Genomic DNA, 21,385 nt, shown 5'->3' with positions numbered 1-21,385 from the left:
CTCGACAGCGCCCACCACACGCCACCATTTCGCCCGCCGAACCCATGTGTCGAAGCGGGTCACCCGACCGGCTCACCCGCCGGAGCGGATCGACGGATGTCGTTGGCACCGCCGCGCGGGGCGGTCGGCGGCGGAAAGGGCCCGGCCTGCGGCGGAAGGGCCCAGGTCTATGGCGGACGGGCCCGGTCTGCGGCGGACGGGGGTCAGGCGATGACGCGTACGCGCTCGGCCTGGGGGCCCTTCTGGCCCTGGGCGATCTCGAACTCCACCCGCTGGCCGTCGTCCAGCGCCTTGTAGCCGTCCATCTCGATCGCGGAGAAGTGGACGAAGACGTCCTGCCCGCCGTCGACGGCGATGAAGCCGTAGCCCTTTTCGGCGTTGAACCACTTAACGGTGCCCTGTGCCACGGTCCACTTCCTCACTCTGCACGGCGTCTCACAACCCCGGAGGCCGGCGGACCGGCACCGGAGGACCACCGAACCGGCGGTCGGGGAGGCCGCTGCATTCGGTGACCGAAATCGCACGCTACACGAGGCGTGACGACGGCGCACGACCCCAAATCGGGCATATTCCGATCGAGGGGCATCGTCATCCGTCGCTGTGGTAGGCATTCGGCATGACGAGGACGCCGGACGGGCCGGAGCGGGGGTCGGCGGTCACCCGGCACGCGGAGATCCGGCGGGTCCGGCCCCGGGACGCCGCCCGGATGCGGGCGCTGCGGCTGGAGATGCTCGCCGACGCGCCGCTGGCCTTCCTGGAGACCCTCGCCACCGCGGCGGCCCGGCCGCACGCCGACTACGCGGCCCGGATCGCGCACGTGTCGGCCGGCACGGACACCGCGCAGTTCGTCGCGGACCCGGGCGGCCGGCTGGTCGGGCACGCCGGGGGCACGGTGACCCCGGAGGAGCCCGGGCTGACCGTCGTCTACGCCGTCTACGTCACCCCGTCCTGGCGCGGCACCGGCCTGCTCGGCGAGCTGGTCGAGGCGGTGGCCGCCTGGTCCCGGAAGTGCGGCCGGCCCGAGCTGATGCTGGAGGTGGTGGTCGGCAACGACCGGGCCTACCGCGCCTACCGGCGGCTGGGCTTCGTCGACACCGGCGTACGCGTGCCGCACCCCACCGTGCCGGCGCTCACCGAACTCCAGATGCGCCGCTCCGCCTGACACGGGAGGGTTTCCGGGGCAGCCCACCCCGGAAACCCGACCGCGACTCAGGCGTGCCGACGGGACTGCACGATGCGGAACCGGTTGGCCACGTAGGCGCCGTCGGTGAGCGCGGAGTTGGCCGCCGCGTTCGCGCCGCTGCCGTGGAAGTCGGAGAAGGCCGCCGACTGGTTCACGAAGACCCCGCCGGTCAGGTTGCAGGACAGGTGCACCCCGACCTCGATCGCCGCCGCCTCGGCCGCGTCGAGGACCGCCTCGTCGGTGGAGTAGACCGCCGCGGTGAGCGCGCCCTTCTCGCCGACCGTCGACCGCAGGATCTCCAGACTGTGCGCCGTCGAGTCGGTCGCGATGGCGAACGAGATCGGCCCGAACCACTCCTTCGAGTAGGTCGCCGTGTCGCCGGCCGCCAGCTTGACCAGCGTCGGGGTGCGGACCACCGCGCCGGGGAAGGCCGGGTGCTCGACCGTACGCGACTCCAGCACCGTCTCGCCGACCTTGGTGACCTCGTCGAGGCGCTCCAGCACCCCGTCGTTGACGATCGCGCCGGTGAACTCCACCCCGCGCGCCGGGTCGGCGGTGAGCTTGCCGATCGCGGCGGCGATCCCGCCGGCCACCTCGTCGAAGCTCTTGTGTCCCTGGTCGGTGGCGATTCCCTCGGCGGGGATGAGGATGTTCTGCGAGGTGGTGCACATCTGGCCGCTGTAGAGGGTCAGCGTGAAGCCGAGGTTGCGGCACATCCCGGCGAAGTCGTCGGTGGAGTCGACCACCACCGTGTTCAGGCCGGCCTTCTCGGTGTAGACCGCCGCCTGCCGGGCGTTGGCCTCCAGCCAGTCGCCGTACTCGGTGGAACCCGTGAAGTCGACGATCTTCACGGCCGGGTGCAGGGCCAGCGTGGAGGCGAGCTTCTCGCCGGGGGCCTCGGGGGCGAGCAGCACCAGGTTCGGGTCGAAGCCGGCCTCGGCGAGCACCTCCCGGGCGTACCTGACGGTGATGGCCAGCGGCAGCACCGCGCGCGGGTGCGGCTTGACCACCACCGGGTTGCCGGTGACCAGCGAGGCGAACAGCCCCGGGTACGAGTTCCAGGTCGGGAAGGTGTTGCAGCCGATCACCAGCGCCACGCCGCGGGGCACCACGTGGAAGGTCTTGGTCATCCGCAGCGGGTCGCCCTTGCCGGCGGCCTTCTCCCAGCCCGCCGTCCCCGGGTGCCGGGTCATCTCCGCGTACGCGTAGGCGACCGCCTCCAGCGCGCGGTCCAGCGCGTGCGCGCCGCCGGCCTGGAAGGCCATCACGAACGCCTGGCCGCTGGTGAACTGCACCGCGTTGGCCAGCTCGAAGATGTGCTTGTGCAGCCGGTCGAGGATCTCCAGGCAGACGCCCACCCGGGTCTGCGGGCCGGCGTCGCGCCAGCTCGGCAGGGCGGCGGAGGCGGCGGCGACCAGCTCGTCGGCCCCGGCGTGCGGGTAGCGGACGCCCAGCTCGACGCCGAACGGGCTGGTCTCGGTGGCGACCCGGTCGCCGGCGCCCGGCTGGTCGAGGGGGAAGTCGCCGCCGAGGTACGCCTCGAAGGCGGCCTTGCCGTCGGCGGCGGCGGTCTCGCCGTAGACCCGTGGGCTGGGCGACTCGGGGTAGGCGGACCAGTACCCGCGCTCCGTGATCGCGGTCAGCGCACGGGTCAGGGTGTCGGCGTGCCTGTCGTACAGGGGGTGCGGGGTCTCCGTCATGCCCGCCATCATGCAACAGGAAGCCCCAGGATCAGTAGGGCCGTGTCACAACTCAGATCGTGAGCTGCCAGTCGGTCCAGCCGTCGACCCGGCGGAATCCGAGCTGCTCGTTGATCGCGATCATGTAGCTGTTCTCGGCCGCGTTGAAGGTGTCGATCGCGCGGACCGCCGGCTCGTGGGCGAGCAGGTGCCGCAGGTTCTCGATCTTGACGAGCAGACCGAGCCGGTGCCCCCGGTGAGCGGGGTCGACGATGGTGATCTGCTGGAACGCGTGCCAGTCGGCGGAGGCGCCCACGTCGAGCAGCGTCCAGGCGGCCACCCGGCCGGACGCCTCGTGGCGCACCGCCGTGTGGTAGCGCCGCCGCCCCCGCGCCTCCAGCGCCCGCTCGATGCCACGGACCCGTTCGACGTCGATCCGCTCGGGCTCCCACTCCACGTCGCCGAGGGGCGCGTCGGCCATCAGCCGGCCGTCGAGGTAGGCGATGTCGGCGACGTACTCGTCGGGGGTGCGCCCCTGCCAGCGGAGGACGCGGTAGCCGTCGGCCCGGGTGCGGGCGTCGGCCAGCGCGGCGTCCAGCCCGTCGTGGTCGAGCCGGGTGGTGTCGAGCCGGCTGCGGATCTCGGCCAGCGCCGGCCGGGCGCCGGTCGACGCGGCGAAGGCGGCGCCGGCCCCGGACCGGGGCGGGCCGCCGGGCAGCGCGGCGACCGCCATCCCCAGCACCCGCTTGCGGCCCCGCTCGCGCAGCAGCCGCACGGCGTGCTCGTGCAGCGCCCGGCCCACCCCGCGGCGCCGGTGGGCCGGGTGCACGATCAGGTCGGCGCTGGCGTTCTCGGTGTTGTCGAGCTGCGGCAGGTCCAGCGCGAGGTAGCCGGCCGGCACGCCGTCGAGCCGGGCCAGCGCCCAGATCGCAGCGCTGCCGGGCATCGGGTGCCGGATCGCGGCCTCGAAGCGCCGCCGGCAGAAGGGTGGGAAGTCCGGCAGGTCGGCGTCGTTGGCCGCCGCCCCGATCCGGTAGGCCGCGTCGATCGCGGTCTGGTCGGCGGCGTCGATCGGCGCGATCGTGATGCTCATGCCCCGAGGGTGGCCCGGGAACGACGATCGGGCCAGCGATTTAACCGCTGGCCCGATCGGACGTTGGTCGGGAGGGACACTCGCACAACGCCTCCGGCGTTGGGTCGCAAGAACTAAAAGTCTCCGGCGAGACGCCCTCCCGCACGAAGCATCTTGCGCCGCCCGGTTCCTGCCGTCAAGTCCTTGTCGGCGCGTTTTCCGCACTCACAGCGAAAAGCCAGTTACCCGGCGGATCGACCCGATCCCCCGTCCGGGTGGGTCGCCCCTCCCCCGTTCCTCCCGGCCCCCCGTCCCGGGACGACAACGGGCGGCCGGCGCCCCGTGGGTGCCGGCCGCCCGTTCGCCGCGTCAGCCCGCCTTGCTGAACTCGATCGAGATCGACTCGACCGCCTTCTTGCGGGTCATCGACCGCTCCAGGCCCATCGCCTCCAGCGCGTCGTTGACGCTGTCCACGTACGCCGTCAGGCTCGGCGTGGCGGCGTAGTAGGTGCCGGTCGTGGTCTGGGTGGACGCGCACGTCGTGTCGGTGATCCCACACGCCATCGTGTAGTGCGTGGCGCTGGTCCACTGGGTCGAGGCGCCCTGCACGAACAGCCGGGTGTTCACCCGGCACGCCGCGAACAGGTACGGGTTGCGGACCGTGGTGGTGAACGTCGCGGTGTCGGTGCCGGGCCAGTAGCTCACGGTCGACTCCGCCACACAGCCGCCGTCGAAGCTGCTCGACGACTTGCTGACGGTGTACTTGTCCAGCGTCCCGGCCGCCGCCGGCGTGGCGCCGAGGGCCACCACACCGAGGGAGGCGGCCAGCATGGTGAAGGCGGTCACGGCCGCCCGGGTGACGCGGGCCGGTGCTGCGTTCATGGGAACCCCTCTCGTGCCGGCCGGGTGGTCGCGGCCGACCGCAATTCGTCGCCAATGTGACAGGCGGCGGTGGACCCCGGGAGATTCCGGGTGCCGCCACCTGCAGATTCTTCGGCCGGGTCGGGAGGGCTGTCCAAGACGCGACACCGATGGGCCATAGGACGGACCTATGAGTACTGGTAGATCTTCTGATCGTCGATGCCCGCGGGGGTCGGGCGAGGGGGATCGTCATGGTGGAACTACGTCAACTCCGGTACTTCCTCGCCGTCGCCGAGGAGCGGTCCTTCACCCGCGCCGCCGCGCTGCTGCACGTCAGTCAGCCGACGCTGAGCCAGCAGATCCGCGCCCTGGAGCGGTCGGTGCGCGCGCCGCTGTTCCACCGGGAGCCGGCGGGCGTCCGACTCACCGAGGCCGGATCCGCGCTGCTCGAACCGGCCCAGCGGGCCGTGGTCGGGGTCGCCGACGGCGTGCGGGCGGCCCGGGACACCGTCGGCACCGGCGACGGCACGCTACGCGTCGGCTTCAGCACCGGCGGGGCGGGCGACCTCATCGCGTCGATCCTGCCCGCCTGGCAGCGGGCCGCTCCCGAGGTACGGCTGGTCCTGCGCGAACTGACCGTGGGCGGGCTGTACACCGCCCTGCTGGAGGACCAGATCGACGTGGCGCTCACCCGGCTGCCGCTGGACCCCGAACGGCACGACTGGACGGTGCTGTTCGCCGAGCCCCGCGTCCTCGCGCTCAGCGCCCGGCATCCCCTGGCCGACGCCGGCGCGGCGGTGTCGCTGGCGGACGTGCTCACGCTGGCCATGCCCCGGATCGAGGACGTGCCGACGATCCGCGACTACTGGCTGCTCAACGACTACCGCGACGGCTGCCCGCCGCAGCAGCGCGGGGTGACGGTCACCTCGCCGGCGGAGATGGCGTACCTGATCCTCCAGGACCCGGCGGTGGTGGCCGTGGGCCCCCGCACGGCACGCGGGCTCTCGCCCCTCGCGGAGCTGCGCTTCGTGGAGCTGTCCGAGGTCGCCCCGGTGCCCTTCGTCGCGGCCGCCCGGCGGCACGACCGCCGTGCCGCCGTGCTCGCCTTCCGTCAGGTCGCCGCGACGGTCGCGCGCCACCTGCACGGCGCGACCACGCCGGCCGGTGGCAGACCGGACCGGGTGGCCGGCGTCGGGACGCGTCGCGCGACCGGTGCCGGGGCGGGCCGGGCCGGCGGCTGAGCCGCGAGCGGTCACCGGCCTCGGACCTCAGCCGAGGAGGCCGGCGTCGCGGGCGGCGCGCAGCGAGGGCCTGATGCGGTGGGTGGGGCCGGCCTGGGTGGCGATCGCGTCGAGGGTCTTGAGCCCCTCGCCGGTGTTGAAGACGACGGTCTCCGCGGTCGGGTCGAGCCGGCCGGACTCGACCAGCTTGCGCAGCACCGCCACCGTCACCCCGCCGGCGGTCTCGGCGAACACGCCGGTGGTGCGGGCCAGCAGCCGGATGCCGGCGCGGATCTCGTCGTCGTCGACGTACTCCATCCAGCCCCCGGTGCGGCGCACCGCCTCCAACGCGTAGAGGCCGGCGGCCGGGTCGCCGATGTTCAGCGACTTGGCGATGCCCGTCGGCTTGACCGGGGTGATCGTGTCGGTGTCGGCGTGCAGGGCGGCGGCGATCGGGTTGCAGCCGGCCGACTGGGCGCCGAAGACCTTCCAGCCGCCGGCCGGCGCCTCGACCAGGCCGATCTCGACCAGCTCGGCGAACGCCTTGTCGATCTTGGTGAGCAGCTCCCCGGAGGCCATCGGGATGACCACCTGGGCCGGGATCCGCCAGCCGAGCTGCTCGGCCACCTCGTAGCCGAGCGTCTTCGACCCCTCGGCGTAGTAGGGGCGGACGTTGACGTTGACGAACGCGGTGTCCTCGAACTCGTCCGTCTCCACCAGCTCGCCGCAGAGCCGGTTCACGTCGTCGTACGAGCCGTCGACGGCGACCAGCTCGCCGCCGTAGACGGCGGTCGTGACGACCTTGCCCTGCTCCAGGTCGCCGGGGATGAAGACCACCGACGGCGCCCCGGCGCGGGCGGCGTGCGCGGCGACCGAGTTGGCCAGGTTGCCGGTGGAGGCGCAGGCGTAGCGGCTGAAGCCGAGCGCCCGGGCGGCGGTCAGCGCGACCGAGACCACCCGGTCCTTGAACGAGTGGGTCGGGTTGCCGCTGTCGTCCTTGACCCAGAGCGGGGCGGTGATGCCCAGCTCGGCCGCGAGGTGCGGGGCGGCGACCAGCGGGGTGAAGCCCGGGTCGAGGGTGACCCTGGTCGCCGGGTCCTGGCCGGCGGGCAGCAGCGCGGCGTACCGCCAGATGTTCTGCGGACCGGCCTCGATCTGCTCCCGGGTGACCGTCGCCAGCGCGGCGGCGTCGTAGTCGACCTCCAGCGGGCCGAAACACTCGTAGCAGGCGTGCTGGGCGGCGAGCGGGTAGCGGGCCGAACAGGCGCGGCAGACCAGGGCGCGGGCGGGGCTGGTGGTGGTGTCGATGCCGGAGACGGCGAACGTCGACGTCATGTCGAGGGTCCTCTCATCTTTCCCCGCATCGCACCCTGCGGCGGGGACGGAATTGGCACCTGCCCCGTCGGTCGCTCAGCGGTGAGCGCGCGGGGTGGTTGCCGGGGCGTCGTCGGGCCGTATCCCTCAGCCCCTCTGGATGAGGTATGCAGTTGTACCTGCGAGTTTAAGCACCGACGCCGCCCGGATCGATGGCAGATCCCAGGATGTGAGCGATCCCGCAGTCGCCGCCGAGCCGCAGGGGCGGCCTCTCCTCGACGGTACGGATTCAGGCTGCCGCGGAGCGGGAACCGGCGGCGGGGCGCCGGGCGCGCAGCAGGGTGTCGCGCCCACCTGCCCGGACCGAACACGGCGACCAGCAGCGGTCGTGTGCCCCTGGCGCGCTCCCGTTACCGTGCAGGCACATTGACGGAAAGGAACGCGCGAATGCGTCGCAAGCTCGTCCCGGTGGTGGCGCTCTCCATGGCCTGCCTGCTGGCGGTGACCACCGCCTGCTCCGCGGGCAACCGGAAGAAGCGGGACCGGTCCGCCGACCGGCCCGCCAGCGCGAAGCGGGACGACGTCGACGCCGCCTGGGCGACCCCGACCCCCCGCCGCACCGGCGACCAGCTCACCTGCCTCGAACTGCGCAACACCCGGATCGGCAGCAGCCGGGTCCGCTACCGCGGGTACGCCGCCCCGATCCGCCTCGCCGCCGGTCGCTGGTCCGACCGGGACGGCACGACGGTGGAGTTGCAGCGGCCGTGCGCCATCGGCGACCTCGACGGCGACGGCGCGGGCGACGCGATCGGCGTGATCATGCTCGACGGCGGCGGCACCGGCCGCTTCTTCACTCTCGCCGCCTGGCGCAACGTCAAGGGCGAGCCGGACTACCAGGCCCAGGTCGACCTCGGCGACCGTACGCCGGTGGAGAGCATCAGCGTGCGCGACGGCAGGGCGACGGTGGTCTACCTGACCCGGCCCGCGGACGGCCCGACGGCCGAGCTGAGCATCCGGCGTACCGCCGTCTACCAGCTCAGGGGAACGACGCTGGCCGAGCTGAGCCACACCGACGCCCGGGTTGCCGACGCGTCCGACGACGGGGAAACCGTCGGCTCCGGCACCGCGCCAGACTCCCCCGACTCCCCCGACCGCAAGCGCAGGCCCCGTTCCCGCTGACGTCCCGCCGGGGGTCGTACCGGGCCCAGGACCGCGCCGGCCGATCCGCCGGCGCGGGCTCCGGTCGTGCCGGGCGGGGGCCAGCTCAGCCTGGAACCGGCCGGTGGGCTGGTGGCCTCGGTAGCCGTATGGACCCGGTGGACGGGCAACCCTGCTGACTCACCGCGCCGAGGCAGCCCCACCCCGAGGCCGGGGGACGCTCGAAGTACTGGACGGGCTGCGACGGGATGGCCTCGGTGGTGAACGTGGCGGCGCCGCTCGGGATGCGTTGCTCGTGGGCACCGGTCGTGTCGGTGTAGGAGGCGACGATGTGCCACTCGCAGGTGTGGGTGGACACCTCCGGCTGGATGCGGAACGCCATGTTCGACTGACCGTTGCCCAGCTCGACGACGTTGCGGCGGAAGTACAGCCGACCCTCCTGCGGCTCGCCCTCGTCCAGGACGTACGGGCCGTGCGGCTCGTCCGTCGGCCCACCGGTCAGGTCCCACAGCAGCCCCTGCCGGGACTCCGCGCCCGCCGGCGGAAGGGTGACGACGGTCTGCGCCGTGGGTACGCGGCACGAGTCCTTGACGGCGGTCATGTTGTTGATCGTGAGTCCGGCGGCGCGATCGCTGTTCAGGTTCAGGTCGAACGTCTGGGCGTGACCGCGGTTCTCGTTGCCGTCCTCGAACGGCGCCACATAGGACGCGTGCTCGACCACCCGGCCGCCGAGCGGCTTCAGGAACTCCCACACCTCTGACGCGTCGCCGTTCAGGGCGGTGAGGATGGCCTGCTCGCCTTCGGTCAGCGGCCGGTCGAGCAGCACACTGAAGGCCTCGGGCAGGTCCCGGTCGTAGTCGAGGGGAGTGACGGTGGACACGAACGCGGCCTGCTCACGGTCCACCGCCTTCTCAGCCTGCCTGTCCGAGCGGGCCCGCTCGGTGGCCGTCGACCGGTCCAGGAGGAAGTTCGCCTGGTAGGCGAACAGCATGCCGACCACGACGATGACGGCGGCGGCGGTCGCGTACACCGCGCGCTGCTTCGGCGAAAGCCCGCGAAACCCGGGCAGTCGCTCATCCGCCAGCACGGCCCAGGCTTTCGGCCCGGGCGCCCGCCCGGACGGCTGCTCCGGTGGCGGTGCGGACGGCGGCGCGGGCGACGGCGCAGCCGCCGGCACGGACGGAGACGCGGGCAACGGCGCAGCCGCCGGCACGGACGGCGGCGCAGGTGGCGACACGGACGGCGGCGCAGGTGGCGACACGGAGCGGGACGTGGACGGCTCAGCCGGTGGCACGGGCGACGGCTCGGCGGGCGGCTCAGGCTGCGGCACGGCGGGCGAGGTGGGCATACCCGATTCTCACTCACCGGCGCCATGCCATTACGGACCGCTCGGCGCCGCCTGGGTCCGCACACCGATCACCTCGCCCAAGTTGGGACGGGTGATGTCGTAGACGATTCAGCTCGACAGGCACCGCGCGGGTGGCCCGGTCCGGCCGGCCCCTCAGGTGGGGCAGCTCGACAGCACCGCCGGACCCTCCGCCGGCCGGGTGTCCGAGGCTCGGCGACGCACCGGTGCGATGATCAGGCGATGGCGACCCCCGCGCACCGACCCGTACCGTGCTCGCGCGGTGGAGTTCCAGGACCGGCACGGGCACTCGGGGTCGCGATGGCCGGCCTCGTCCTGCTCGGCGCCTGCTCCCCGGCGACCGAACCGCCGTCGGCCGATCCGGCACCGAGCAGGATGCCGAGAGCGGGCGCGCCAACGCCGAATTCCGGGGGCGCCCCCGCCGCCGAGTGCCCGGAATCCGGCGTTCGGATCAGTTCGCCGGGCTCCAACGCCGCGATGGGTCTGCGGGCCCTCGGGCTGGAGCTGGTCAACTGCGGCACGGAGCCCTACCCGTTGAACGGCTACCCGGCGCTGCGTCTGCACGACGGCGACGGCAACCCGATACCGGTCCGGGTGGTCAACGGGGCCAAGGAGATCACGCCGGGCTTCGACGCCCCGTCCCGACCGCTGACCCTGCGGCCCGGCGAACGGGCCGGGGCCGCCGTGCTCTGGCGCAACCTGGTCACCGACCCGACGGTCGTCGCCACCAACGGCGAGCGCCTGGAGGTCGCGCCCGCCGCCGGCCGGCCCGCGCAGGTCGTCGACCTGGACGGACCGATCGATCTCGGCAACACGGGCCGGATCGGGGTCAGCGCCTGGAAGAAGATGGCGACCGACCCGACGCCGACCCGGCCGGTGCCGGGCACCTCGGCGCCGAGCAGCTCCATGCCGCTGCCGTGAGTGTCCGGTGCCTCAGCTGGTGACGTCCTTGCGGGTGAAGCGCCAGAAGGCGAGGCCCCAGAACAGCGTCGCGTAGCTGATCGCGGAGATCGCGCCGCGTACCACGTCGTCGGTCTGCACCGGCGTCGACAGCAGCCCCAGCCAGGCGTTGGCGTAGTGGGTCGGCAGGAACGCGCGCAGCGCGCCGAGCGCGGTGATCTGGTCGAGGATGCTGGAGAGGATCCAGAGCAGCACCGCGCCGCCGACCGCGCCGAGCGCGGCGTCCGTGACCACCGACAGCAGGAACGCCAGGCCGGCCACCACCAGGAGTACGACGGCCAGGTAGCCGAGCACGCCCAGCAGCCGCAGCAGTCCCTCCCCCGGTTCGAGCTGGGCGGCGACGGTGCTGCGCAGCGGCTCCCACCCGTAGCGCAGCGTGCCGATCAGCAGGGCCGTGCCGGCGAGCAGCGCCAGCGCCAGCGCCGAGTAGACGAGCGCGACCAGCAGCTTCACCGTCAGCAGCCGGGCCCGGGGCACCGGCACCGCGAGCAGGTAGCGCAGGCTGCCCCAGCTCGCCTCGCTGGCCACCGTGTCGCCGAAGAACAGCGCCACCACCACGACCAGCAGGAACGACGCCGAGACGAAGATGGTGAACAGGGTGAAGTTCAGCCCGCCCGAGGTGGCGAACTCGACCAGGCTGCCGAACTCCCCGCGCCCGTTGTCGTCGTCGTCGCCCGTGTCGAACTGGAAGGCGATCAGGATGATCAGCGGCAGCAGCACCATGAACCCGAGCGCGAGCTGCGTACGCCGCCGGGATGCCTGCCGCCGGAACTCGGCGCCGAACGGCAGGGTGGCCGACGGCCGGTAACCCGCCGCCGCGCCCACCGTGGGTGACGTCCCCGCCATCATCGGTCCCCGCTTCCCCGAGAGTTCTCACCGACCAGGGCGAGGAACGCGTCCTCCAGGCGGCGCCGCGGCACCACCCGGTCCACCCCGATGCCGGCCCGGACCAGCTCGGCGACCACCTCGCTGCGGGCGGTCCCGTTGGTGTCCACCACGAGCTGGCCCTCGCCGTCGGGAAGCACCCGCACCCCGTGCAGGCCGTCCAGCACCGCGCGGGCGGCCGCCGGGTCGGTCACGTCGAAGAGCACGCTCGGCGACTCGCCCACGATCTCCTCGACCGGGCCCGAGGCGACGATGCGGCCCTTGTTCACCACCACCGCGTGCGTGCAGGTCTGCTCAACCTCGGCGAGCAGGTGGCTGGAGACCAGCACCGCGCGGCCGTCGGTGGCGTAGCGCTGCAACACCCGGCGCATCTCGGCGATCTGCGGCGGGTCGAGCCCGTCGGTCGGCTCGTCCAGCACCAGCAGCTCGGGCAGGCCCAGCATCGCCTGCGCGATGGCGAGGCGCTGCTTCATGCCGTGGCTGTAGTTCTTGATCCTGCGGTGCACGGAGTCGCCCAGGCCGGCGATCTCCAGGGCCTCGTCGAAGTGCGCGTCCCCGGCCGGCCGCCCGGTGGCCCGCCAGTACGCCCTCAGGTTCTCCAGACCGGACAGGTGCGGCAGGAAGCCGGGGCCCTCGACCAGCGCGCCGATCCGGGACAACACCGGCGAGCCGGGTACCAGCCGGTGCCCGAAGACGTAGATCTCGCCGGCCGTGGGCTGGGTCAGCCCCATCAGCACCCGCAGCGTGGTGGTCTTGCCGGCGCCGTTGGGACCGAGCAGGCCGACGACCTGGCCGGGGTGCACCTCGAAGTCCACGTTGGAGACGGCGACGAAGCCGTCCGCGTACTCCTTGCGGAGCTGCCGCACGGCGAGCGGGACGCCCGCGTACGCCGGGTGGACGGAGCTGTCCTGGCGGCGGTGCCGGCGGCGGGCCACGGTCACGACCGCGACGAGCCCGACCGCGATCGCGGCGACCAGCCCGACCAGCACCCAGCGCCACACCGTGGCGGCGGTGGGGATCGGTTCGCCGGCGACGGTCGGCAGGGCGACCGCGCCGCCGGCCGCGACGGTGTGGACGGTGGGCTCGACCGGGGTGGCGTACGCCTGGTCGGAGGTCGCCACCACGACGCGCAGCCGATGCCCCGCCTCGACGCGACGGACGATCGCCGGCAGCGTGACGGTGACCGGCTGCGCCGCCTCGATCTCGCGCGGCAGGCCGGTGAGCCGGACCGGGGCGACCAGGCCGTTGGGCAGGGTGGCCGCGCCGTTGGGGTCGACGTCGTAGAGCTTGACGAAGAGCACCGCCTCGCCGGTCGGCGACGCCGCCCGGATGTCCACGGTCGGCGCGCCCACCACGTCCACCGCCTCGGTCAGCGGCTCCGACTCGAACCGGGCGTGCTGGCCGGGGATGTCCCCGGCGACGCCGCCGAGCAGGGACGACAACTCGCCGGCGAAGGGCACCGAGGAGATGGCGGCGGGGTTGCCGGCCGGCGGATTGGCGACCGGCTGGGCCGGGCCGGCCACCGGAACGTCGCGGCGGGCCGTGCCGGCGACGCCCGGGTAGTCGGCGGTGCGGTAGCCGGTGGCCACCAGGCCCCGGTCGAGGGCGTCGAAGCCGGCGATGCGGGACCAGGTGAAGTCGGCCCCCGGGGCCTCGCCCTCACCCTTGACGTAGTGGTCGAGCCACTGCACGGTCAGGAACTTCACCCGGTCCGAGTCGGTCCGCGGGCCCTCGCCGCCGTCGTGCCCGCCGGTGAACCAGGCCACCCGCACGGGCGTGCCGGCGGCGGCGATGCCGCGCGCATTGGCGTCCGCCTCGCCGAGCGGGAAGAGGGTGTCCGCCGCGCCCTGCACCAGCAGGGTCGGCGCCTTGATGCGGTCCAGCACGCCGGCCGGGCTGGACCGGCGCAGCAGGTCCACGGCGGCCTGGTCGGCCCGGCCGGTGGTGGCGATCCGCAGGTACGCGGCGCAGATGTCGGCGGCGAACCGGCCGCACGACGGGTCGGCGGCCCGGGCCGGCGCCCGCCCCGGACCGGTTCCCGGGCCGGCGCCCGGCCCCGGGCTCGGCGGGCCGGCGGAGGCGGGCGCCCCCTCGGGCTCGGTGGCGCCGGCCCCGGAGAGCCCCGCCGGCCCGGAGCCGACGTTGCCGCCGCCGCCAAAGAAGAGGCCGGCCCAGCCGGACTTGAAGACGCCCTCGGTGGGCTGCTTGCCGGTGCTCTCGGGCAGGAAGGAGCGGGACAGGTCGTGCCAGGTGATCATCGGGACGATCGCGTCGACGCGCTGGTCCTGTGCCGCGAGCAGGAGCGCCAGGCCGCCGCCGTACGAGCCGCCGACCACGCCGACCTTCGGGTCGCCCGTGGCGTCGGTGCGGATCTCGGGGCGGGCGGCGAGCCAGTCCAGCAGGCGCTGGGCGTCCCGGACCTCGTAGTCCGGGTGGTCCAGGTGGATCTGCCCGCCGCTGCGGCCGAAGCCGCGCGCCGTCCAGGTGAGCACGGCGTAGCCGCGCCCGGCGAACTCCTCGGCGTCGGCGCGGACGGACTCCTTGGTGCCGCCGAAGCCGTGCGCCAGCAGCACCGCCGGCACCCGCCTCGCCGCCGAGGCGCCCTCCGGCAGGTAGAACGTGGTGTCCAGGTCGACGGGCTGGTCGCCGGCCGGTCCGGAGCGGACCGTCAGCATCGCCGACTCGGCGCGGACGTCCGGCCCCTGCGGGACCACCGCCCAGGTCACGGCGGCGGCGAGCAGCACCACGGCCGCCGCCGCGGCGACCGCGCGCCGGCGGGTGGGCAGGGCACGCCGGATCCACGCGGCCGACGACGGCGATCTCATGCGGCACACGGTACGGCCCGAACCCTGAGCGTTGGCTGAGATCCTCCGTACGGCCGTCCGGTTGGTCCGATCGGCGGCCGGACCGGTGCGACCGCCGCAGGTCCCCGACCCTCCCGGAGAGACGGATTCGGATCACGTGAATTCCGATTTTCGGTGAGAAATCCCCTCCGATCCATCCATGCCACTCTCCCGAACGGCACCCAGCGTGGCCGGTTTCGGGACGAACGGTCACCTGGCACCTCATGACGGAAAGCTGACCGTTCGACGGCCGGACCACCCCTCGCTGTTCGGTTAGTTTCCGGTCCGATGCACGGGACTCCACGGTCGATGCCCGATCGGGCCACCCGGGGAGGAAGACCGGGGTCGGCCGGGGGGTTCGACCCGTTCACGTGAAGGGGGCGGTCGTGATGAGAGGTGGACTGGACGAGACACTGGCCCGGTTGGCCCGGCGCGAGGAGGCGCTGCGCCGGCGGGCCGCCGACCAGGGCGGGGCGGCGGACGGGGAGGCCGCCGCACCGCCGGCAGTGCCGGACGGGGTGGCCCGGGCCCGCGCCCGGGTCCGCACGTCGCACTCGGAGCAGCTCGCCGACGGCCGGGGCGAGACCCCCAACGCCGGGCCCGGCTGGGGCGACGCCCGGCGGGCCGGCGAGCCCCGCGACCCGGTGGCGGAGGTCGCCGACGCGGTCCGCCGGGTGGTGGTGGGCCACCCCGGCATGGCCGTCACCATTCGGGTCGAGCACGACCGGAAGGCGTACCCGCTGCGGATCGCCTGGACCGGCACGGGCGTGACGGTCGGCGCTGAGACGCCCGCCGTACCGCCGCCGCCGGCGGGGCCGGCGTTGGGCAGGACGCCGCCGGCCTGGACGCCCGGCCGGGAGGGGCCGAGCGCCGACCCGGCGGCGCGGCTGACCGAACTGCTCCGCGGCGACCCGTCCCTGCTCGACGACGGTTCCGCCGGTTAGGCAGCGCGTCGTGCGGGGAGCGCGGTGCAGGGCTGCCTGCCTCGGAGCACGACGGGTGCCGGATGACATCGGGAGCTAGGGTCGGGCGGTGGCGGAACCCGACCTGACCCTGACCGCGAGCCTGCGGCCGGCCGCGCTGGACGCCCGACGGGGCATCGTCCGGCTGCACCCGGAGGTGCTCACCGCGCTGGCGCTGCGCCCGGGCGACCCGGTGCGCCTGGCCGGCCGGCGGGTGACCGCCGGGATCGTCGCGGCCGATCCGACCGCGAGCACCGCCCTGCTCCACGCCGACGACCTGATGCTGGGCAACCTCGGCGTCCGCGACGGCGGCCAGGTGACCGTGAGCCCCCTCCCGGTCACCGCGGCCCGCCGCGTGCTCCTCGCCGGGCCGGCGCCGGTCGCCGCCGTGGTCTCCCCCGAGATGCTCCGGCTGGCCCTGCTCGGCAAGGTGGTGACGACCGGGGACGACGTGTCGCTGCTGCCGCAGGACGTCCTGCCCGACGCCTCGGTACGCAGCCTGGTGGAGGCCGCCCGACGCAGCCTCTCCAACAGCGTCGGCTACGCCTGGACCAGCACCCTGCTCACGGTGGTCGCCGCCGAGCCCGGCACCGGCTCCCTGGTCACCATGGACACCGTCGTCGGCTGGGAACACGGCCCGGCGACCCACGGCTCCGCCGGCACGGCGGGCTCGCCGGTCGCCCGGGCCGCCGGCACGGCGGGCGGGTCCGGTCAGGCCGCCGGCGCGGCAGGCCCAGGCCGGGCCGCCGGCCCCGGCAGCGCGCCGGGGGGCGGGCCCCGCCCGGCGCACGTCGGCGCGGCCGACCTGGGCACCGGCGGCCCGGCCGCCGGCACGCACCGGGCCCGGCGTGAACCGGCGACCGCGGACGCCACGAGCCGGGCCGGCGCGGGCGACGGCGCCACGAAGACGGACGAGGAGGCCGTGCCGTCGGTGGACGAGCTGCCCGGGCTGCGGTCCCAGGCCGAGGAGTTGACCGAGCTGCTCGACCTCGGCTTCCACCACCGCGAGGTGCTCGGCCGGCTGGGCACCACCGTCTCGCTGGGCGTACTGGTCGCCGGGCCGGCCGGCTCCGGCAAGGCGGCGCTGGTGCGCGCGGTGGCCGCCCGGGTCGGGGCCCGGGTCTGCCCGCTCTGGGCACCCGAGTTGGCCGCGCTGACCAACCAGGCCGCCGCCGACCGGCTGCGCGCGGCCGCGGCCGAGACGCAGACGGGCGGCCCCGCGGTGCTGCTGGTCACCGACGTGGAGGCGCTCGCCCCGGCCGACGGGCCGGGACCGCTGGCCACCGTGTTCCGCCAGGTGGTCGCCGAGACCGTCCGGTCCGGCGCGGCGGTGGTCTGCACCACCGGCCGGCCCGAGGCCGTCGACCCGGCGCTGCGCGCCCCGGACCTGCTCTCGCTGCGGATCGGCGTCCCGCTGCCGGACCCGGCGCTGCGCCGGGAACAGTTGACCGTGCTGACCCGGCAGGTCCCGCTCGCCGAGGACGTGCGGCTCGACGAGGTCGCCGGGCGTACCCCCGGCTTCGTCGCCGCCGACCTGGCCGCGCTGGTGCGCGAGGCCGGGGTGCGCGCCGCGCTGCGGCAGAAGTCGGCCGAGACGCCGACGGTCGCGATGACCGACTTCACCGCCGCCCTGGAGGTGGTCCGGCCGACCTCCATGGCGGCGTCCACCCTGGAGCTGGCCTCGGTGACCCTCGACGACGTGGGCGACCTGACGGAGGTAAAGGAGACGCTGACCGAGTCGGTGCTCTGGCCGCTGACCTACCCGGACACCTTCGCCCGGCTCGGCGTGCAGCCACCACGCGGGGTGCTCCTCTACGGCCCCCCGGGCTGCGGCAAGACCTACCTGGTCACCGCGCTGGCCGGGTCGGGCCGGGCGAACGTGCTCTCGGTCAAGGGCGCGGAGCTGCTGTCGAAGTGGGTGGGCGAGAGCGAGCGCGCCGTCCGCGAGCTGTTCCGCCGGGCCCGCGAGGCCGCGCCCACGCTGGTCTTCCTCGACGAGGTGGACGCGCTCGCGCCGGTGCGTGGCCAGGCCAGCGACGGCGGTACGACCGACCGCGTGGTCGCCGCGCTGCTCACCGAGCTGGACGGGGTGGAGGCGCTGCGCAACGTGGTGGTGGTCGGCGCGACGAACCGGCCCGACCTGGTGGACCCGGCACTGCTGCGCCCCGGGCGGCTGGAACGGCTGGTCTACGTGCCGCCGCCGGACGGGCCGGCGCGGGCGGAGATCCTGCGCGCCGCGTCGCGGAACGTGCCGCTGGCGCCGGAGGTGGACCTGGCGGCGCTGGGCGCGGAGCTGGACGGCTTCTCGGCGGCGGACTGCGCCGCACTGGTACGGGAGGCGGCGCTGGCCGCCATGCGGGAGTCGCTGACCGCCTCCACGGTCACCGCCGCGCACGTGGCGACGGCCCGCTCCCGGGTCCGCCCGTCCCTGGACCCGGCCCAGGTCGCGTGGCTCGCGGCGTACGCCGAGAAGCGCGCCAGCTGACCACGGGCGCGGTCTTCCCGGGCCGGCCGCCGGTCAGTCGGTGGGCAGCAGGGGGCCGAGCGGGCCCAGGTCGAGGTTGAGGTCCTCGGGGGCCAGGCCGAAGTACTCGCGCAGCCCCGTCATCTGCTCCTCCAGCGCCATCAGCGTCGTGCCGATCCGCTCGACCTGCTCCTCGGTGAGATCGCCGAGGTCGACGCGGCGCAGCGCCTGCCGCTCCATGAGCTGCCGCAGCAGCTCGATCACGGTGAGCACGAGGCTGGCCAGCCCCCGCTCGACGGAGTCCCGGTCGACCGCGAGCCGGCGGTCCAGCGGGGTCACCCGGGGCGGCTGCCACCGGGTGTCCCCGAGCGCGGCGGCCAGTTCGGCGGCCTCGTCCCGGCGGGTCCCGGCACCTGAGGCGGTGATGCCGCCCGGGGCGTTCGGGCCGCCGTCCGGGGCGGTCATGCCGGTGCCCCTGGTGACGAGGCGGCCTCGGCCACGGCAGCGTCCCGCAGCTCCGGCGGGGCGAGCGCGCCGACGGAGGCGACCAGGGCGCGCAGGGAGATCCGGACCAGGTCGACGTCGGCGATGGCGATGGTGATGTCGCCGCTGATCACCACGCCGGTGGCGAGGACCCGGTCCAGCAGGTCCACCAGCGCCACCGGCCGGTAGGCCAGCGGGTCGTCGGCGCTGCTCGGCGCGAGCGAGGTGGTCACCACGCCGGCCCCCGGGCGGTCGGCGCGGCGGCGCGGCGGGCGGTCAGCACGCCGGCTCCCGCACGGTCAGCGCGGGCTCGGGCGGTCGCTCCTCGGCGAAGGAGTACGGCGGCCACGGCCCGGTCAGCTCCAACCGGATCTCCGGGTGCCGCCCGGCGAGCGTGTCGACCAGCCGGCTGAAGGCGGCGAGCGCCTCCTGCCCGACCAGGTACGCCCCGTTGAGCACCATGGCGGTGGGCGCGCCGGAGAGCCGGCGGTCCTGCGGTGGGTGCCGCCGGGCGGCCACCGCGTGCCCGGCGAGGGCCGCGTGCACGGCGGCGGCGGCGTCGGCGGCGATCCGCTGCCCCTCCTCCCGGGCGGTGAGCTGGGCCCGGCGCCGCCGCAGGTACGCCGCCCCGGCCCCGCCCGACCCCCCGGGCTCCGCCGCCCGGGGCGTCGCGCCGGGCACGACGTAGCCCTTGACGCCCCACTCGTCCCGGCCGGCGAGCCGGTCGAGCAGGGCGGTCAGCTCGGTCCGCCGGGCGGCGAGCTGGCCCGCCACCCGGGCGTCGTCGTGGTGCACGGTGGCCAGCCGGGCGGGCACCACCGCGCCGGCCCGGGACAGCGCGGCCACCACCGCGTGGTGCGCCCGGGCGGCGCGCTCCAGCCAGGCCAGGTCCTCCAGGTTGCGGCGCAGCGCCTCCTCGCCGTACTCGGTCAGCGGCGCGGTGCTGACCACGGCGACCAGCCCGGCGGCCGGCACCGCGCGTACCGGCGCGCCGTCCATCCCGGCGGTCGCGGCGAGGAGGGCCCGGTCCGCCTCCCGCGTCACGCCGTGCAGCCACACCCCGGCGTCCAGGTGCGCCGCCGGGCCGGCGGACGCGAGGTCAGCCGTCGATCTCATCCCACTCCTCCCTCCGGGCGGCCCGCCGGGCGACCCGGGGGCGGCGCTCCGCCTCCACCTGCTCCGGGTCCCGCGGGCCGGGCTCGACCGGCGGCCTCGCCCGCGAGCTGAGCCACGGGTCGTGTTCCCACCAGTCGATGCCGATCTGCCGTGCCGTGTCGACGGAGGCGATGACCAGCCGGAGCTTGAGCGTCAGCAGCTCGATGTCGAGCAGGCTGACCCGGATGTCGCCGGCGATCACGATGCCCCGGTCGAGCACCCGTTCCAGGATGTCGCCGAGGTTGGCCGGCTCGTGCCCGGCCGGCAGGACCTGGCCGGAGTTCTGCACCACCGGTGGCGGTTGCACGGTCATCTCAGCCCACCTCGCCCTTCCCGCGCTGGTAGCGCCGCACCCGCCGGTAGCCGAGCAGGCCGCCCTCCAGGTCCAGCTCCACCTCGTAGAGGCCGAGCAGGTCGGTGGAGGCGGGGATCCGGCGGTCCTCGATCACCTCCACCCCGACCAGCCAGCCGTCCCGCACCGACTTCAGCGAGGTGGTCCCCACCGGGTCCCGGCCGGTCAGCTCGACGATCTGCCGCATCCCCTCGCGGGCGGCCTCGGCGGCCGAGATCGGTTCGAGGTACTCCTCCTCGTCGTCGTACCGGTCGTCGTACCGGTCGTCCGGCTCGTTCCTACGCGCCCGGCCGCCGTCGCCGCGGATCCGGTCCGCCATGCCGCTCACCTCCCTCGCCGCCGTCGCGCGGCACCCGCCGCGCCCGTTCCGCGCCGGCCCCCCGGCGGGGGCGGGTGCCGCCGGTCAGCCGCTCCAGCACCTGCTGCTGCCCCCGGTCCCGCTCCGCGGCGGTGATCTCCCCGGCGGCCTCCGCCGCGTCCAGCGCCTCCAGCTCGCGCCGGACGTCGACCGGGTTGCGCTGCCGCGACTCCGCCTCCCGGGCGATCACCTTGACCACGGCGGTCACCCCCCGCACCGGCGCGTACGGCAGGGTCAGCAGCGTCCAGAGAATGTCCACCGGTCACTCCACCAACTGGTGGGCGCTGACGAAGTCGTACGGGGCGAGCGGGCCGAGCAGGCGCGTGTGGAGCAACTCCCGGCGCTGCTCGGCGTACTCCTCGACGGCCGCGACGAACTCGTCCTCCCGGTCCCGTTCGACCAGGAAGGCGGCGTTCGCCGCGTCCAACTCGTTGCTCGGCGGTCGCGGCGCGCTCGCCACGACGAGCGGGCCGAGAGCGTCGACGAGCTGCCGGTTCTCCGCCTCGCGGCGCAGCTCCACCGCCTGGCTGATGATCTCGCCGAGCCGGATCCGCTGCGGCCGGGTGGCCGCCTCCGGCTGCCCGCGCACCTGGTCGGCCAGCTCGGCCGCGGCCGGGTTCTCCGCCAGGATCTCCGCGATCAGCTCCGGCTCGTGGTAGCGGCCGTGCACGACGTACTGGATCCGCCCCTCGAACTCGTCGAGGGCCGCGGCGAACCGTTCGTGGTGCGCCTCCAGCAGGTCGGCCACCGCGTCGGGGCCGGTGACGACCGTGCCGAAACGCACCGGCAGCACCGGGGCCACGGCCGCCGTGCCGTCCACGAGTTCCTGGTACGCGGTCAGGTCCGCCGGCCGGCCGATCGGCTCGGTCAGGCTCACCTCGCTGACCAGCGCGGCCAGCTCACCGTGCCGGATCGCGGCCACTTCCCCGGGCGGGTCGCCGATCCCGGGGGCGTCCGGGGTCGGCTCCACGTCGGAGGGCACGATGCCGTAGATGAACAGTCCGGTCTCCTCGGCCATCTCAACGCTCCTCGTCCCGGCGCCGCCGGGGTCGGTCGAGGTCGCGATCCCG

General features: G+C 74.8%; 19 protein-coding genes, 3 pseudogenes and 1 riboswitch. Of the genes and pseudogenes, 7 read left to right on the top strand and 15 right to left on the bottom strand.

The features are described from left to right. Positions 1 to 203 precede the first annotated feature (203 nt). A complete protein-coding gene (locus ACGF5G_RS19690; RefSeq protein WP_013288855.1) occupies positions 204 to 407 on the bottom strand; it encodes a cold-shock protein in 204 nt (67 codons plus the stop codon). Between the two features lie 209 nt (positions 408 to 616). Here ACGF5G_RS19690 and ACGF5G_RS19685 point away from each other — a divergent pair, with 209 nt between their 5' ends. After that, positions 617 to 1,162 carry a GNAT family N-acetyltransferase gene (locus ACGF5G_RS19685; protein ID WP_393264646.1) on the top strand — a complete coding sequence of 182 codons (546 nt, stop codon included), beginning with the start codon at positions 617 to 619 and terminating at the stop codon, positions 1,160 to 1,162. A gap of 47 nt (positions 1,163 to 1,209) precedes the next feature. On the opposite strand, the gene paaN is transcribed toward ACGF5G_RS19685, so the two are convergent. From paaN to ACGF5G_RS19670, 3 genes are all read right to left on the bottom strand, one after another. Continuing rightward, on the bottom strand, positions 1,210 to 2,883 hold the full coding sequence (gene paaN, locus ACGF5G_RS19680; RefSeq protein WP_393264644.1) for a phenylacetic acid degradation protein PaaN: 1,674 nt from the start codon (positions 2,881 to 2,883) through the stop codon (positions 1,210 to 1,212). Between the two features lie 52 nt (positions 2,884 to 2,935). After that, on the bottom strand, positions 2,936 to 3,955 hold the full coding sequence (locus ACGF5G_RS19675; RefSeq protein WP_393264642.1) for a GNAT family N-acetyltransferase: 1,020 nt from the start codon (positions 3,953 to 3,955) through the stop codon (positions 2,936 to 2,938). 348 nt (positions 3,956 to 4,303) lie between these two features. Next, positions 4,304 to 4,816: a hypothetical protein gene (locus tag ACGF5G_RS19670; RefSeq protein ID WP_393264640.1), complete on the bottom strand. Its 513-nt coding sequence runs from the start codon at positions 4,814 to 4,816 to the stop codon at positions 4,304 to 4,306. A 230-nt stretch (positions 4,817 to 5,046) separates the two neighbouring features. Between ACGF5G_RS19670 and ACGF5G_RS19665 the strand changes: the two genes are divergently transcribed. Beyond that, positions 5,047 to 6,036: a LysR family transcriptional regulator gene (locus ACGF5G_RS19665; protein WP_393264637.1), complete on the top strand. Its 990-nt coding sequence runs from the start codon at positions 5,047 to 5,049 to the stop codon at positions 6,034 to 6,036. Between the two features lie 27 nt (positions 6,037 to 6,063). Here ACGF5G_RS19665 and thrC read toward each other — a convergent pair whose 3' ends face one another. Continuing rightward, positions 6,064 to 7,350 (bottom strand): threonine synthase, encoded by a 1,287-nt coding sequence (gene thrC / locus ACGF5G_RS19660; protein WP_393264635.1) that lies wholly within the window; start codon positions 7,348 to 7,350, stop codon positions 6,064 to 6,066. 10 nt (positions 7,351 to 7,360) lie between these two features. Further along, a riboswitch (SAM riboswitch) is annotated at positions 7,361 to 7,496 on the bottom strand. Positions 7,497 to 7,776: 280 nt separating this feature from the next. Here thrC and ACGF5G_RS19655 point away from each other — a divergent pair. Next, entirely contained in the window at positions 7,777 to 8,508 is a 732-nt protein-coding gene (locus tag ACGF5G_RS19655) for a hypothetical protein (RefSeq protein ID WP_393264633.1), read from the top strand. An 85-nt stretch (positions 8,509 to 8,593) separates the two neighbouring features. Here ACGF5G_RS19655 and ACGF5G_RS19650 read toward each other — a convergent pair whose 3' ends face one another. Beyond that, positions 8,594 to 9,517: a hypothetical protein gene (locus ACGF5G_RS19650; protein WP_393264630.1), complete on the bottom strand. Its 924-nt coding sequence runs from the start codon at positions 9,515 to 9,517 to the stop codon at positions 8,594 to 8,596. Between the two features lie 342 nt (positions 9,518 to 9,859). Between ACGF5G_RS19650 and ACGF5G_RS19645 the strand changes: the two genes are divergently transcribed. Continuing rightward, the gene (locus ACGF5G_RS19645; protein ID WP_393264628.1) at positions 9,860 to 10,774 is read left to right on the top strand and encodes a DUF4232 domain-containing protein; all 915 of its coding nucleotides are present in this window, start codon (positions 9,860 to 9,862) and stop codon (positions 10,772 to 10,774) included. A 12-nt stretch (positions 10,775 to 10,786) separates the two neighbouring features. Here ACGF5G_RS19645 and ACGF5G_RS19640 read toward each other — a convergent pair whose 3' ends face one another. Further along, positions 10,787 to 11,662 (bottom strand): ABC transporter permease, encoded by an 876-nt coding sequence (locus ACGF5G_RS19640; RefSeq protein WP_393264625.1) that lies wholly within the window; start codon positions 11,660 to 11,662, stop codon positions 10,787 to 10,789. Beyond that, the gene (locus tag ACGF5G_RS19635; RefSeq protein ID WP_393264623.1) at positions 11,659 to 14,523 is read right to left on the bottom strand and encodes an alpha/beta fold hydrolase; all 2,865 of its coding nucleotides are present in this window, start codon (positions 14,521 to 14,523) and stop codon (positions 11,659 to 11,661) included. The genes ACGF5G_RS19640 and ACGF5G_RS19635 overlap by 4 nt, the downstream gene beginning before the upstream one ends. Before the next feature lie 407 nt (positions 14,524 to 14,930). On the opposite strand from ACGF5G_RS19635, the gene ACGF5G_RS19630 reads away from it, so the two are divergent. The 3 genes and pseudogenes from ACGF5G_RS19630 to ACGF5G_RS19620 form a co-directional block, all read left to right on the top strand. Continuing rightward, positions 14,931 to 15,485 (top strand): hypothetical protein, encoded by a 555-nt coding sequence (locus ACGF5G_RS19630; protein ID WP_393265020.1) that lies wholly within the window; start codon positions 14,931 to 14,933, stop codon positions 15,483 to 15,485. An 88-nt stretch (positions 15,486 to 15,573) separates the two neighbouring features. Continuing rightward, positions 15,574 to 16,165 (top strand): annotated as a pseudogene (locus ACGF5G_RS19625) (ATPase); the annotation flags it as partial. Positions 16,166 to 16,236: 71 nt separating this feature from the next. Beyond that, positions 16,237 to 17,988, top strand: a pseudogene (locus tag ACGF5G_RS19620) (AAA family ATPase); the annotation flags it as partial. Between the two features lie 33 nt (positions 17,989 to 18,021). On the opposite strand, the gene ACGF5G_RS19615 reads toward ACGF5G_RS19620, so the two are convergent. The 7 genes and pseudogenes from ACGF5G_RS19615 to ACGF5G_RS19585 form a co-directional block, all read right to left on the bottom strand. Beyond that, a complete protein-coding gene (locus ACGF5G_RS19615) occupies positions 18,022 to 18,432 on the bottom strand; it encodes a gas vesicle protein K (RefSeq protein WP_393264621.1) in 411 nt (136 codons plus the stop codon). Beyond that, entirely contained in the window at positions 18,429 to 18,683 is a 255-nt protein-coding gene (locus ACGF5G_RS19610) for a gas vesicle protein (RefSeq protein ID WP_393264619.1), read from the bottom strand. The genes ACGF5G_RS19615 and ACGF5G_RS19610 overlap by 4 nt, the downstream gene beginning before the upstream one ends. Before the next feature lie 43 nt (positions 18,684 to 18,726). Beyond that, a complete protein-coding gene (locus tag ACGF5G_RS19605) occupies positions 18,727 to 19,566 on the bottom strand; it encodes a GvpL/GvpF family gas vesicle protein (protein ID WP_393264617.1) in 840 nt (279 codons plus the stop codon). A gap of 154 nt (positions 19,567 to 19,720) precedes the next feature. After that, positions 19,721 to 19,873: pseudogene (gvpJ, locus tag ACGF5G_RS19600) on the bottom strand (gas vesicle protein GvpJ); the annotation flags it as partial. A 46-nt stretch (positions 19,874 to 19,919) separates the two neighbouring features. Next, positions 19,920 to 20,276, bottom strand: coding sequence for a gas vesicle protein (locus ACGF5G_RS19595; RefSeq protein WP_393264614.1), 357 nt, complete (start codon positions 20,274 to 20,276; stop codon positions 19,920 to 19,922). Beyond that, on the bottom strand, positions 20,236 to 20,574 hold the full coding sequence (locus ACGF5G_RS19590) for a gas vesicle protein GvpG (protein ID WP_393264612.1): 339 nt from the start codon (positions 20,572 to 20,574) through the stop codon (positions 20,236 to 20,238). Before ACGF5G_RS19590 ends, ACGF5G_RS19595 begins: the two co-directional genes overlap by 41 nt. Before the next feature lie 3 nt (positions 20,575 to 20,577). Beyond that, on the bottom strand, positions 20,578 to 21,333 hold the full coding sequence (locus ACGF5G_RS19585; protein WP_393264610.1) for a GvpL/GvpF family gas vesicle protein: 756 nt from the start codon (positions 21,331 to 21,333) through the stop codon (positions 20,578 to 20,580). Positions 21,334 to 21,385: the final 52 nt, after the last annotated feature.

Source organism: Micromonospora sp. NPDC047730 (assembly GCF_043204765.1).
Lineage (GTDB): Bacteria > Actinomycetota > Actinomycetes > Mycobacteriales > Micromonosporaceae > Micromonospora.
The sequence above is the reverse complement of the archived record's forward strand: the minus strand, read 5'-3'. Positions and strand labels throughout refer to the sequence as shown.

Excerpts from the sequence above, each read along its gene's own strand:
- ACGF5G_RS19685 (WP_393264646.1), top strand. The coding sequence starts at position 617 with ATGACGAGGACGCCGGACGGGCCGGAGCGGGGGTCGGCGGTCACCCGG.
- paaN (WP_393264644.1), bottom strand. The coding sequence starts at position 2,883 with ATGACGGAGACCCCGCACCCCCTGTACGACAGGCACGCCGACACCCTG.
- ACGF5G_RS19675 (WP_393264642.1), bottom strand. The coding sequence starts at position 3,955 with ATGAGCATCACGATCGCGCCGATCGACGCCGCCGACCAGACCGCGATC.
- ACGF5G_RS19670 (WP_393264640.1), bottom strand. The coding sequence starts at position 4,816 with ATGAACGCAGCACCGGCCCGCGTCACCCGGGCGGCCGTGACCGCCTTC.
- ACGF5G_RS19665 (WP_393264637.1), top strand. The coding sequence starts at position 5,047 with ATGGTGGAACTACGTCAACTCCGGTACTTCCTCGCCGTCGCCGAGGAG.
- thrC (WP_393264635.1), bottom strand. The coding sequence starts at position 7,350 with ATGACGTCGACGTTCGCCGTCTCCGGCATCGACACCACCACCAGCCCC.
- ACGF5G_RS19655 (WP_393264633.1), top strand. The coding sequence starts at position 7,777 with ATGCGTCGCAAGCTCGTCCCGGTGGTGGCGCTCTCCATGGCCTGCCTG.
- ACGF5G_RS19645 (WP_393264628.1), top strand. The coding sequence starts at position 9,860 with ATGCCATTACGGACCGCTCGGCGCCGCCTGGGTCCGCACACCGATCAC.
- ACGF5G_RS19640 (WP_393264625.1), bottom strand. The coding sequence starts at position 11,662 with ATGATGGCGGGGACGTCACCCACGGTGGGCGCGGCGGCGGGTTACCGG.
- ACGF5G_RS19635 (WP_393264623.1), bottom strand. The coding sequence starts at position 14,523 with ATGAGATCGCCGTCGTCGGCCGCGTGGATCCGGCGTGCCCTGCCCACC.
- ACGF5G_RS19630 (WP_393265020.1), top strand. The coding sequence starts at position 14,931 with ATGAGAGGTGGACTGGACGAGACACTGGCCCGGTTGGCCCGGCGCGAG.
- ACGF5G_RS19615 (WP_393264621.1), bottom strand. The coding sequence starts at position 18,432 with ATGACCGCCCCGGACGGCGGCCCGAACGCCCCGGGCGGCATCACCGCC.
- ACGF5G_RS19605 (WP_393264617.1), bottom strand. The coding sequence starts at position 19,566 with ATGAGATCGACGGCTGACCTCGCGTCCGCCGGCCCGGCGGCGCACCTG.
- ACGF5G_RS19595 (WP_393264614.1), bottom strand. The coding sequence starts at position 20,276 with ATGGCGGACCGGATCCGCGGCGACGGCGGCCGGGCGCGTAGGAACGAG.
- ACGF5G_RS19585 (WP_393264610.1), bottom strand. The coding sequence starts at position 21,333 with ATGGCCGAGGAGACCGGACTGTTCATCTACGGCATCGTGCCCTCCGAC.